This is a genomic window from Ralstonia mojiangensis, assembly GCF_023955645.1.
In the GTDB taxonomy this organism is placed as follows: domain Bacteria; phylum Pseudomonadota; class Gammaproteobacteria; order Burkholderiales; family Burkholderiaceae; genus Ralstonia; species Ralstonia mojiangensis.
In genome coordinates, this window is sequence record NZ_JAMXHU010000003.1 from 457476 (window position 1) to 469895 (window position 12420).

The following is a 12420-nucleotide window of genomic DNA, read 5'->3' on the forward strand; positions in this document are numbered from 1 at the left end:
CGGTGTACGCGGCACGTGGTTTTTATAGCACAGCGGTTTTGACCCCCACAATGGGGCCAACCCGTTATGCCACCAAGTTTACGGCTGAGCGTCGAAGGCGCCGGTGGCCGTTGCCAGGGGTTCCACTTCCTGCGCGGAAGACCAGTACCGCGGCCGAATGGTGCGCGCGGTCTGGACGTCCAGCACATTACCGTCGGTCTCGATGACGACGGCACCGGTCTTGTCCGTGCGCAAACCGTCGATGTCGCGCGCCACGTAGCGCTGCCAGACCTGCGGGTGCGGATGTCCGTACCGATTGCGGTAGCCGACCTGGAAAACCGCCACCTGCGGAGAAACTGCGTCCAAAAACGCGCCGCTGGAGCTTGTCTTGCTGCCGTGATGCGGCACAAGCAAGATGTCTGCCATCAGTCGCTCCGGCGTTTCGGCAGCGATGAGGGCGCTTTCCTGGGCAGCTTCGATATCGCCTGTCAGCAGCGCAGCGTGGCGGCCATTGGCGATGCGCAGTACACAGCTACGGGCGTTGCTGGACACGCGCTCGCTTTCTGCGGACAGGCGCAGCGGGTGCAGCACCTCAAAGACGACGCCGTCCCACGTCCATGCTTGCCCAGCCAAACAATCGGTAAGGCGGATACCGTTCTCATCGGCCACGCTGCGCAGGGCATGCCCTTGGGGCAAAGACGCCAACATGGTGCGCACTTGCACCGCGTCGATCACCGTTTCGGTGCCACCGGCGTGGTCGCTGTCTTCGTGGCTGACGACGAGCGTGTCGAGTGATTCGGCGCCATGGCCGCGCAGGTAGGGCGTGATGACGCGGGCGGCAGCATCCGCATGGTCGCCGTACCGCGGGCCGGTGTCGAATAGGAGGCGATGGCTGGCTGTTTCGACCAATGCCGCCGCACCTTGGCCGATATCGAACGCGACAAGCCGGAATTCACCAGACGCTGGCGCTGGCTCGCGCGCCAGCACTAGCGGCAAGAGGAGCAAGGCACCTTGAGCGCGCCATGCCCATGCACGCATGCCGCCGGGCAGCAGCAATAACGCCACGCCAATCATCGACAGCACCAACGCCCACACTGGCGCGACCGGCGCAATCCACACCGCCCAGCGCGGCTGGGCCAGCCATTCAAGCCAAATGGCCAGCCAGCGGAAGCTCGCTTCGGCCAGCATCAGCACCGGTTGCGCTAGCGGGTCAGGGAGCGCCGCGCCAATCAGCGCCAGCGGTGTCGTCACAAAACTCACCGCCGGAATCGCCAGCCCATTGGCCACCGTGGAAACCACCGAGGTCTGCTGAAACAACAGCAAGGTCAATGGCAACAGGCCGAATGTGATCGCAAGCTGGATCCGCGTACCGCCCGCCAATGCACGCTGGGCGCGTTCGATCCAGCCGTCTAATTCGTCATCGCGCCGCCCGTCGAGCGCCATCTGCGCGGCGATAAAGATGATTGCCACCGCGCCGAACGAAAGCCAGAACCCGGCAGACATGACCGCCCACGGGTCCACCACCGCTACCACGGCGGCCGCCCAGCAAAGCGACAGGCTGGCCGGTACATTGCGATCGGTCAGCCTGGCGATGGCGACGGTGGACAGCATCAGCAGCGTGCGTTGCGCCGGCACGCCCATCCCCGCAAGCAGGCAGTAACCGAGCGCCGCCAGCATGGCCGCGATGGCGCCTGCGCGCGGGGTGGGCATGCGCAGCGGCAACGGCGTGCGCAGCCAACGCGCCAACCCGAACGACCGGCGCCACAACGCCATCCACAACGCAGCAAACAGCCCGGCGATCATCGTGATGTGCAAGCCCGAAATGCTGACGAGGTGGCTGATGCCGGTGCGGCGGAACAGGTCCCAGTCGTCGCGGGCGATGCCGCTTTGGTCGCCCACCACGAGGGCGACGATGACCGCCGCGTAGCGTGCATCGGGCAACGCGGCCAAGATGCGGCGCCGCACGCTGGCACGCCAGCGCTCTACGTCAACGCCGAAACCGGTGCCGGCCTCTTCCAGCGGGATGTTCCGTGCGCGCTTGCCTGTACGCACATAGCCGATGGCGCGGATGTTGTCGGCCAGGATCGCGTATTCGCCATCGAACCCGCCGGGGTTGGTCAGGCTGTGCGGGCGCTTCAGGCGCAGCGTCAGTTGCCAGCGCTGGCCGGGTTGCAGATCAGGGATGCCGGCACGTCGGTCGGGCTTTGCGCCCTCCTCGCTTACGTTGTCCCAGGTTCGTGCGCCATACCAGGACAGGCGCACGCGTGGCGGCACGGCATCACTCGCATTACTGGATTCGATGTGGAAGAGAAAACGCGTGGCGTCATCGCCATTCTGCGGCAGCTCGGCAACCACCCCGGTCGCGATGATGTCCTTGCCTTCCCACACGGGGCTGAGGGCCACTGCCATGCGCTGCTGTGCGCGCCAATCGCTCCAGCCAAACCCCGCTGCGATGGTGCTGGCGACCAGCAACGCGGGAAGCAGCATTGGCCGACGCCGCAGAAAAGCCGCCAGCAGCAGACAGAGCAACAGCACGCCAAGCGGCTGCCACACCGGCGCCAGCGTCGCCTGCATCTGCAATGCCATGCAGCCGGCAACGAAGCCGATCAACCACAGACGCACGCGCGGCCGTCAGACTGGCAACAGCGCTGCCAGGCGAGGAATGGCTTCGATGCTGTTGCGGCGCACCTCGTCGGCAAGGGCCTCAATGGAGATGCCACGCAATTGCGCCATCGCGTCGGCGATGCGCGCGACCTCCGTGGGTGCATTGCGCACTCGGCCCTGCTCGCCAAACTGATCGTCGGCCAGCCAAGCGGGGGCTAGGTCGGGCGCGTCGGTTTCCAGCACGATCGACTCGATCGGCATGTCCTGCGCGAGCCGACGCACCCGATTGGCGCGCGAGAAGGTAAAGACGCCGCCAAACCCCAGCTTGAAACCGGAATCGACAAAGCGACGCGCCTGTTCCGGGCTCCCGTTGAACGCATGCGCGATGCCGCGCACACCCGCCTTGGCGGCAGCGCTGTGCACTTGGTCCTGAGACTTGCGCACGTGCATCAGCACGGGCAGGCCGAATTCGCGCGCGATGCTCAGTTGCGCGCGGAACACGGCGGTCTGCCGCGCAACGTCGTAGTCGGGAATGAAGAAATCGAGGCCGATCTCGCCAACGGCCACAAAGCGCGGGTCGTCCATCGACGCGGCGACCTGGCGGCGCAGTTCGAGCAAGTCATCGTCACTGGCCTGCGCTGCGTAGATCGGATGAATGCCCAGCGCATAGCTGCAACCGGCATGCCGATGTGCCAACGCCCGCACCGTATCGAAATTCCAGCGGGCAACCGCCGGCACGACGATGTGGTTGACGCCCGCCGCATGCGCCTGCGCGACGACCGCATCGCGGTCGGCATCAAAGTCGCTGGCGTCGAGGTGGCAATGGGTGTCGATCCACATAGTCCGTTCTGCGTTGGAAAAGGCGGCAACGTACCGGAAAGCGCGGCATTCTGGAATCCGCCTTTTCCGATTGTGCCGCCCGGCTCAACGCTCTTGGTGCAAATGGCCTTCCCGCAGGCGGAAAATGCGGTCGCAGCGGCCTGCCAGTTCGATATCGTGTGTGACGATGACGAAGCTGGTGCCTAGCGTGCGCGTAAGTTCCAGCATCAGGTCAAACACTTCACCGGCGGTGTGGTCGTCGAGGTTACCGGTGGGCTCATCAGCCAGCACGCAAGCCGGAGACCCGACCAGCGCACGGGCAATCGCTACGCGTTGGCGCTCGCCGCCGGACAGCTCGCCCGGACGGTGCGCCGTGCGCGGGCCCAGCCCCACGCGTTCGAGCATCGCTTGCGCGGTGTGACGCGCTTGCGCCTCTTCCACGCCACGAATGCGCAGCGGCATCGCGACGTTGTCCAGCGCGGTGAATTCCGGCAGCAGATGGTGGAACTGATAGACGAAGCCCAGCGCCTGGTTGCGCAGCGTATTGCGCTCGCGCTCTTTCATTGCGGTGAAAGGCTTGCCGAGCAGCGAGACGCGGCCCGACGTCGGCTCATCCAGCCCGCCCAGCACATGCAGCAACGTGCTCTTGCCCGAGCCCGAGGCGCCGACAATGGCGACCTTCTCGCCCACGCCGATGCGGATGTCCACGCCCTTGAGCACGTCGACATTCAAACCGCCCTGATGAAACGACTTGGAGAGTCCTTCGGCCTGCACCACCACGCCCTGCGGCGCGGCAGCCGGCGCTTCCATGGAAGTCATGACGGCCTCACTCATAGCGCAGCGCCTCCGCCGGATTCACGCGCGAGGCGTGCCAGCTTGGATACAGCGTCGCCACCGACGCGAGGATGAAGGAAATGATGCCAATGGTCGCAATGTCGTTCACGCGGGGGTCCGAGGGCAGTTCGCTGATGAAGTAAATGTCACGCGGCAGGAATTGCACGTGGAAGAGACGTTCGATGAACGGCACGATCACGTCGATGTTGTAAGCGATGAGCGTGCCGAAGCCCACGCCGAGCAATGTGCCGATAAACCCGATCGCCACGCCTTGCACAATGAAAATCTTCATGATCGAGCCCGGCTGCGCGCCCATCGTGCGCAGGATGGCAATGTCGGCCTGCTTGTCCGTCACCGTCATCACCAGCGTGGACACAAGGTTGAACGCCGCCACGGCGATGATCAGCGTGAGGATGATGAACATCATCTTCTTCTCGGTCTTCACGGCGGCAAACCAGTTGCGGTTCTGGCGCGACCAGTCGCGGATGTACAGCTCGCCGGTCAGCGTGCGTGACAGGGCTTCGGCCACCTGCGGGGCGCGGTCCATGTCGACCAGCTTCAGGCGCACGCCGGTCGGGCCATCCAGGCGGAACAGGCGCTCGGCGTCTTCCATATTGACCAGCGCCAGCGAGCTGTCGAACTCGTAGTGACCCGATTCGAAGATGCCCGTCACGGTGAACTGCTTCAGGCGCGGCAACACGCCTGCCGGGGTGATGGTGCCCTGTGGTGCCACCAGCGTGACCTTGTCCCCCTGGTGCACGCCCAGGCCGTTGGCCAGCTGGCTGCCCAGGGCGATGCCGAATTCGCCGGGTTTCAGGTCGTCGATCGTGCCTGCCTTGAAGTCCTTGGCGATGTCCGACACCTTCGGCTCGTCCGCCGGCGACACCCCGCGCAGCAGCACGCCGCGCACCGCCTCGTCGCGCGTGATCATGGCCTGCGCGCCCACGTATGGCGCCGCGCCGATGACTTCCTTGTTCTGCATCGCCTCATTGGCGGTACGCTGCCAGTCCGGCAGACTGTTCGGCGCCATCACCTCGATATGCGCCAGCACCGACAGCATGCGGTCCCGCACTTCCTTCTGGAAGCCGTTCATGACCGAAAGCACGATGATCAGCGCCGCCACCCCCAGCGCAATGCCGAGCATGGAGATGAGCGAAATGAAAGAGATGAAGCTGTTGCGGCTGGCGCGCTTGCTTGCGCGCGTATACCGCCAGCCGATCTGCCATTCGTATGGAAGTTTCAAAGGGGGTTCCCCGTGGGTGTGATTTGTCCGGCTCACTGGCCGACGAGCCGGAAGTTTACAATCTCGGAGCCATGATTCCTGAACTCACCCTGATTGTCCCGTTTTGCGCGCCCGCTGCCGAGGTGGCCGACGACGCTTACCGTCAATTGACCTTGCCAGGCCTGGAAAGGTTGCTCGCTCGTGCGCGCGAGGCAGAACGCGAGCGCCACGACGACGCCTACCTGCCCACGCTGCCGCACGAGCGCTGGCTGGCTGCGCATGCCGGGTTGCCCATTTCTCCGCTGCCGTCGGCGCCGTACATGCGTCTGGCGGACGGCGGCAGCGCCGACACGCGCACCTGGGCCTGCCTGCAGCCGGTCCACATCCACGCCGCCCGGGACCATCTGGTGATGCTTGACCCGGCCCAGCTCCGCCTGGAGGCCGCCGACGCCGACGCCCTGCGCGCCGCCATCGCCCCCCTGGTCGCTGAAATGGGCATCACGCTCGATGCCACGCACGCCGCGCGCTGGTACGTCGCCGATTCGCCCTTTGGCGACCTCATTGCCGCCGCCCCGCAGCGCGCCACCGGCCACAACATCGACATCTGGATGCACAAAGGCGAGCAGGAGCGCGCCTGGCGCAAGTTCCAGAACGAAATTCAGATGACGTGGTACGACCACCCCGTCAACCAAGCGCGCGAGGCGCGTGGGCTGCTGCCGGTCAATTCGGTCTGGCTGTTCGGCCAGGGCGCGCTGGTCGATGCCCGCCCGATTGCTGAACGCATGATCGGCGCGGATCCGTTCTTCGCCGGCTTGTGTCACGCCGGCAACGCCACCGAGCTGTGCGCGGAAACGCTCGCCGCCGTGCCGTTCGACGACACAAGCGCCGCCGCGCTGCTGGGCGACGCAGGCAAGCCGTATCTCTCCGCCAACTGGTACGACTGGATCGAAACCCTGCGCGCTTACGACCGCGACTGGTTTACCCCCGCCGCCGATGCGCTGGCCGACGGCCGCATCAATGCCGTCTCGCTCGTGCTGACCGGCGACTCGCACTACGCTCACTACCGCGTCACCCGCCGCGAACTCGCCAATGGCCCGTTCGGCTGGCTGCGCCGCTTCAGTCGTCCACGCACCTTGCGTGATGCGCTCTCCCCGCTTTCCATGGCCGCTTGAGCCTGATACTGCATGACCCGCATCGCTGTCCGTTCGCATTCCGCTAACGCCGCCACCACGCTGGCCGGCCACGGCATCCACCCTGTGCTCGCACGCATCCTCGCCGCCCGGGGCGTCGCCCGGCCCGACGAACTGTCGACCGAGCTGACCGACCTCCTGCCCCCCGCGCAACTCAAGGGCATTGACGATGCAGCGCGCTACCTCGCCGACGCCATCGCCGACGGCAAGCGCCTGCTGATCATTGCCGACTATGACTGCGACGGCGCCACCGCCTGCGCCGTCGGCGTGCGCGGCTTGCGCATGCTCGGCGCGCAGATCAGCTACATCGTCCCGAACCGCTTTGAGTACGGCTACGGCCTGTCGCCCGAAATCGTGGCACTCGCCGCACGCGAGAAACCAGACGTGCTGGTCACCGTCGATAACGGCATCGCCGACGTGGCGGGCGTGGCTGCGGCCAATGCGCTGGGTATCGACGTTGTCGTGACAGACCACCACATGCCCGGGGCGCAGTTGCCCGAGGCGCGCGTGATCGTCAACCCGAACCAGCCGGGCTGCGGCTTCCCGAGCAAGAATCTGGCAGGCGTGGGCGTGATGTTCTACGTGCTGCTGGCGCTGCGGGCGGAGTTGCGCAAGCGCGGCGTATTCACTCCGCAGGATCAGCCGCGCTTGGATGCGCTGCTCGATCTGGTGGCACTCGGCACCGTGGCCGACGTGGTCAAGCTCGACGCCAACAACCGCCTGCTGGTCGCGCAAGGCCTCAAGCGCATGCGCGCGGGGCGGATGTGCCCGGGCATCGCCGCGCTGTTCCGCGTGGCCGGCCGCGAGGCGCGTCGCGCGTCGACGTTCGATCTCGGCTTCGGCCTGGGCCCGCGCCTGAACGCCGCCGGGCGCCTGGCCGACATGTCACTGGGCATCGAATGCCTGCTCACCGATGACTACGACCGCGCCATGGCCATCGCCGCCGAACTCGACGGCATGAACCGCGAGCGCCGCGAGATCGAAGCCGGCATGCAGCAGGAAGCGCTCGCCATTCTCGACAGCATGAATACCCTGGATGGCGCCGGCCGCCACACCATCGCGGTCTACAACGAGACATGGCACCAGGGTGTGATCGGCATCGTCGCCTCTCGCATCAAGGACAAATTCCACCGCCCCGTGTTCACCTTCGCGCCCGGCGACGATGGCGTCATCAAGGGCTCGGGCCGTTCGATTCCCGGCTTCCACCTGCGCGATGCGCTGGACGCCGTGCACAAGCGCAGCCCGGGCCTGATCGTGAAGTTCGGCGGCCATGCCATGGCGGCTGGGCTCACGCTGCGTGAAGACGGTTTCGATGCATTCGTCGCCACCTTCGAGGCCGTCGGCCGCGAATGGCTGACCGAGGCGCTGCTCTCACGCGTGCTCGAAACCGATGGCGAAGCCGACCCTGAATGCTTCACACCGCAGTTCGTCGAGCTGCTCGAAACCCAGGTTTGGGGTCAGGGCTTTCCGGCACCAAGCTTCTGCGGCGAATTCGATGTGCTGTCGCAGGCCGTGCTGAAAGACAAGCACCTGAAGCTCAAGCTCGGGCGCGGCAAGCAGCATTTCGACGCGATCTGGTTCAACCACGCAGAGCCGCTGGGCCCCTCGGCGTATGTGGCCTACCGGCTCGACAACAACACCTTCAACGGCATCACGCGCGTGCAGATGGTGATCGAGCATGCGCAATAGCGGATTGGTCAAACCTTGCGCTAACGCATAAACACATGCCAAAACTGTCTGACGGCGCACGGATGACGCAGCGGTCAGGCACGGCCGGTGCGTTACAATGCGGGATTGCCGGCATGGGAACGCACAAGCATCCATGACCGCGCGCCCCACGAATTCCTAGCTTCAACCTCCAAGCGAAATGACTCACGTCGTTACCGAAAGCTGTGTCCGCTGCAAGTACACCGACTGCGTGGACGTCTGCCCCGTCGACTGCTTCCGTGAAGGCCCGAACTTCCTGACGATTGATCCGGACGAGTGCATCGACTGCGCCGTCTGCGTGGCCGAGTGCCCGGTCAACGCCATCTATGCCGAAGAAGACGTGCCCGCTGATCAGCAGAAGTGGATCGCCATCAATGTCGAGCTTGCACAAGCCGGCTGGCCGTCCATCACCAAGACCAAGCAACCCTTGCCCGACGCCGACGACTGGAAGGACGTGAAGGACAAGGAGCAGTACCTCGACCGCGGCTGAACTAGTTGAGTGAACTTGCACGGCACCTTTTTTGTAGTGCATCGAAAAAAAGATGTTGACGGGCAGATCGGAAACTAGCTAGAATTCATTTCTTCGCTGTTGCAGCGATTCCCCGATAGCTCAGTCGGTAGAGCGCCGGACTGTTAATCCGTAGGTCCCTGGTTCGAGCCCAGGTCGGGGAGCCAAAATAACAAAACGCCTCGCTTCGTGCGGGGCGTTTTCATTTGTGGCGTCGGTCTCGTGTATTGTTTGCACCCGCCTCAAGCCCGAGTGGTGAAATTGGTAGACACCGCGGACTTAAAATCCGCTGCGCCCTAATCGGCGCGTGCCGGTTCGATCCCGGCCTCGGGCACCAATCCTTTCTTCGCCTCCCCTCACACCCTTCCCCTCCAGCGTCTTACGATGCGCAGCACGCATGCACCTTAGGTGCTTCTTCGTATTCGTCGTGACGGCGCACCCATGACAAGGGGCCGGTTTCGTTGCGGCCGAGCGGCGCGCGATCGAGCAGTAGCAGCGTACCCACCATGTCTTCCAAGCCGCGCGCATAGGTCGAATACGTGTGGAAGACATCGCCCGCCTCGTCCTTGTAAAACGCGCTCAATCCGGGCAGCTCGTCATGAGCTTCTTCGCGAGGCGTAGCGGTGTAGTTGTAGTCGACCGAACCGCTAGCGAGTTCGTCTTGCGAGAAGCTCACGCGATAGTCGTGATTGAACGTCGCGCCGAACGACGACACCCATGGGAATTGCCAGCCCATGCGCTTCTTGTAAGCCGCGATTTTGTCCATCGGCGCGCGCGACACGGCGACGAACGTCACGTCATGGTGATTCAGATGCGTGAGCATGCCGCCAACATGGTCGGAGAAGAAGGAGCACCCTGGGCAGCCCGCATCCCAGTCGGGCCCGAACATGAAGTGGTAGACCACCAACTGGCTACGGCCGTCGAACAACTCGGCCAGCGTCTTCTTGCCTTCCGATGATTCAAATACGTATTCCGTGTCGACCTTGACCCACGGCAGCGCCTGGCGCTCGGCGTTGACGGCGTCGCGCAGATGGATGGCCTCTTTCTCGCGCGCCAGCAACGCTCGGCGTTCGATGAGCCATTCATCTCTTGAAACCACGGGATGCGTTTGCATGATCGCCCCTTTGTCTAAGACTCAGGACTTCATACTAGGCGGCCTCACTCGAATGAAAAGCCGCGGCGCGCAAGTCGCCACCCGGATGCGACTTGCGCGCCATCGAAGAGAATCAGCCGTCTCTGCACATGCAACTTCAGGTGCCGGATCAGCCCACCAACCAGCGCACGCCCACGTTGATAAGCGCGCCGCCGCCTACCAGCCCGACCCACAACACAGCAGCGCACAGCAGCGGTCGCACACCGGACTTCAGCAGCATCGGCACATGCGTTTGCGTGCCGATAGCAAACATCGCACAGGCCAGCATGGCAGTGTCGATGGTGTCGATGGGGGCATGCCATGCAGCAGGGATCGCACCGGCGGAATTGAGCAGCGTCACAATCAGCAGCCCCACCGCAAACCAGGGCATGGCTTTCCAGGCGTGGCCGGCGGCTTTGCGAAGCGCTTTCTCCGGAGACGCCGAAGCAGGACCCTGAGCTTCACTGGGGGTTGTGCACGCCAGCACCACCAGCAACGGGGCCAGCGCCAGCACACGCACCATCTTGCTGACGACCGCCGCGTTGGTGGCGTCGTCGCCGAGCGGACGCGCTGCGGCAATCACCTGCGCAACTTCGTGCATCGTCGAACCGATGTAGACGCCAAAATGCTCCGGTGTGACGGCCACCCCGGCATGCGCCACGAGCGCGTACAGCCACGGGTACAGAAAGATGCCGATCGTGCCGAACAGCACCACGCTAGCGATCGCGACGGCCGTTTCGCGTGGTGAGGCCTTCACCGCTGGCGCAACAGCCAGCACAGCCGCCGCCCCACATACTGCACTGCCCGCTGCCACCAGCACAGCTTGAGAGCGCGTGAGGCGAAACCAACGCGTGCCGATCCACGTGCCGGCCAGCATCGTCACAGCCAACACCAACAGCGGAATCACCACGCCCGAAGTACCCAGATCCTGGATCTGCGCCAGCGTCAACCGGGCGCCGTAGAGAATCACGCCGGCACGCAGCAGCGTATGGCGGGCGAACTGGATCGCCCCCGGCGTCAGCCAGCGCTGGTGCCCTGGCACATGGCCCACAGCCATGCCGAGCAGGATGGCAAGCGTCAATGCGCTCAAGCCGAGATGCCCCGCCCACGGCATTGCACCGAGCGCCACCGCGACGCCCGCGCAGCCGAACAACACCGCCACACTGGCGAGCGTCCGCCCATCAAATCCCGCTGTCACGCCCTGGGGCGCCAACTGCTTCTGTGCAATCGTCATCACATCCGCCTTGCTTATTCGTTATACGCATAACGATATGCGGATCGTGATAACCTGTAAAACAGGTAATTTTTGTAATTATAACCACTTTTATGGATAACAAGGCGCCTCGCGTCACCCTCCGGCAATGGGCCGTTTTCGCCACCATCGCACGCAGTGAGACGACTACCGCGGCCGGCGAAGCTCTTGGCCTGTCGCAATCGGCCGTTAGCGCAGCGCTGGCGGAGCTGGAATCCACACTCGGACATCCGCTGTTTGACCGGCATGCCCGCCGCCTGCATCTGAATGCGCTGGGCCGGCAGCTTCTGCCACAAGCGCAGGCGCTGCTGGATCATGCCGATGCGCTGGAACACGCAACCGCTCAGCCAAACGTGCGCCTGAAGCTCGCGGCCAGCAGCACGATCGGCAACTACGTGCTGCCCGCCCTGCTGGCGGGCTTCCGGCACGAGATCGCACCCGACAGCCAGCTCGACGTACTGATCGGCAATACGCAGGACGTGGTCGATGCCGTGCAGCGTTTCGAGGTCGACATCGGCCTGATTGAAGGCACGTGTCGCGGCGAGGCGTTGGAAATCGAAACGTGGATCGACGATGAGATGGTGATCGTGGCCGCGCCCGGGCACCCGCTCACGCAGGGAACGGGGCCCGTCTCACACGCAGCGCTGCGGGAAGCGGGCTGGCTGATGCGAGAACCCGGCTCCGGCACGCGCGAACTGATTGATAGCCGCATTGCTTCGGTGGTCGGGCCGCTGCATGTGGCGCTCGAACTTGGCCATTCCGAAGCCATTCAGCGTACGGTGGCGGCAGGCTACGGCATCAGTTGCCTCTCGCGCCACGTGGTGGCCGACGCCTTGCGCGATGGTCGCTTGGTCGAGGTCGCCAGCGGCCTGCCGCGCATCGCCCGACCGCTGCTGATCGTGCGCCATCGCGACAAGCACCCAACGCACGGACTCACGCAATTCATCGACGTGCTACGCGGTCACACAACCGATTCGAAAAAAATTCGCGCAAAGGACTAGCGCGATCCAAAAAAGGTTGATATAGTCTCGTTTCTTCGCGGGGCGTTAGCTCAGTTGGTAGAGCAGCGGACTCTTAATCCGTAGGTCGAGTGTTCGAGTCACTCACGCCCCACCAGAATATGGAAGGCCCGACAGGCAACTGTCGGGCCTTTTTCATTTGCGCGATTTGCGA

Annotated in this window: 10 protein-coding genes and 3 tRNA genes; 7 read left to right on the forward strand and 6 right to left on the reverse strand. The window is 64.4% G+C overall.

Annotated elements, in window-relative coordinates:
- Positions 1–78 precede the first annotated feature (78 nt).
- From NG898_RS14300 to NG898_RS14315, 4 genes are all read right to left on the reverse strand, one after another.
- The gene (locus tag NG898_RS14300; RefSeq protein ID WP_252692921.1) at positions 79–2601 is read right to left on the reverse strand and encodes a DNA internalization-related competence protein ComEC/Rec2; all 2523 of its coding nucleotides are present in this window, start codon (positions 2599–2601) and stop codon (positions 79–81) included.
- 9 nt (positions 2602–2610) lie between these two features.
- The gene (locus tag NG898_RS14305; protein WP_252692923.1) at positions 2611–3423 is read right to left on the reverse strand and encodes a TatD family hydrolase; all 813 of its coding nucleotides are present in this window, start codon (positions 3421–3423) and stop codon (positions 2611–2613) included.
- Positions 3424–3507: 84 nt separating this feature from the next.
- Positions 3508–4236: a lipoprotein-releasing ABC transporter ATP-binding protein LolD gene (gene lolD, locus NG898_RS14310; protein WP_092971541.1), complete on the reverse strand. Its 729-nt coding sequence runs from the start codon at positions 4234–4236 to the stop codon at positions 3508–3510.
- Positions 4229–5479 carry a lipoprotein-releasing ABC transporter permease subunit gene (locus NG898_RS14315; protein WP_024976057.1) on the reverse strand — a complete coding sequence of 417 codons (1251 nt, stop codon included), beginning with the start codon at positions 5477–5479 and terminating at the stop codon, positions 4229–4231. The genes lolD and NG898_RS14315 overlap by 8 nt, the downstream gene beginning before the upstream one ends.
- Before the next feature lie 71 nt (positions 5480–5550).
- On the opposite strand from NG898_RS14315, the gene NG898_RS14320 reads away from it, so the two are divergent.
- The 5 genes from NG898_RS14320 to NG898_RS14340 all read left to right on the forward strand — a co-directional run bounded on the left by NG898_RS14320 (position 5551) and on the right by NG898_RS14340 (position 9200).
- Positions 5551–6630 carry a hypothetical protein gene (locus NG898_RS14320; protein WP_252692925.1) on the forward strand — a complete coding sequence of 360 codons (1080 nt, stop codon included), beginning with the start codon at positions 5551–5553 and terminating at the stop codon, positions 6628–6630.
- A 12-nt stretch (positions 6631–6642) separates the two neighbouring features.
- Positions 6643–8337: a single-stranded-DNA-specific exonuclease RecJ gene (gene recJ / locus NG898_RS14325; RefSeq protein WP_252692927.1), complete on the forward strand. Its 1695-nt coding sequence runs from the start codon at positions 6643–6645 to the stop codon at positions 8335–8337.
- A 178-nt stretch (positions 8338–8515) separates the two neighbouring features.
- Positions 8516–8845 carry a ferredoxin FdxA gene (gene fdxA, locus NG898_RS14330; RefSeq protein ID WP_004626101.1) on the forward strand — a complete coding sequence of 110 codons (330 nt, stop codon included), beginning with the start codon at positions 8516–8518 and terminating at the stop codon, positions 8843–8845.
- Between the two features lie 109 nt (positions 8846–8954).
- Positions 8955–9030, forward strand: a tRNA-Asn gene (locus NG898_RS14335).
- A gap of 79 nt (positions 9031–9109) precedes the next feature.
- Positions 9110–9200: transfer RNA gene (locus NG898_RS14340), tRNA-Leu, on the forward strand.
- Positions 9201–9242: 42 nt separating this feature from the next.
- Here the strand turns inward: NG898_RS14340 and NG898_RS14345 are convergent.
- Together NG898_RS14345 and NG898_RS14350 are read right to left on the reverse strand one after the other, a co-directional pair.
- Entirely contained in the window at positions 9243–9977 is a 735-nt protein-coding gene (locus NG898_RS14345; protein WP_252692929.1) for a DUF899 domain-containing protein, read from the reverse strand.
- Positions 9978–10125: 148 nt separating this feature from the next.
- Positions 10126–11229 carry a YeiH family protein gene (locus NG898_RS14350; RefSeq protein WP_252692931.1) on the reverse strand — a complete coding sequence of 368 codons (1104 nt, stop codon included), beginning with the start codon at positions 11227–11229 and terminating at the stop codon, positions 10126–10128.
- Positions 11230–11321: 92 nt separating this feature from the next.
- Between NG898_RS14350 and NG898_RS14355 the strand changes: the two genes are divergently transcribed.
- Together NG898_RS14355 and NG898_RS14360 are read left to right on the forward strand one after the other, a co-directional pair.
- Positions 11322–12248, forward strand: a complete 927-nt coding sequence (locus NG898_RS14355; protein WP_252692933.1) for a LysR family transcriptional regulator — start codon at positions 11322–11324, stop codon at positions 12246–12248.
- A 39-nt stretch (positions 12249–12287) separates the two neighbouring features.
- Positions 12288–12363, forward strand: a tRNA-Lys gene (locus tag NG898_RS14360).
- The last annotated feature ends 57 nt before the right edge of the window (positions 12364–12420 follow it).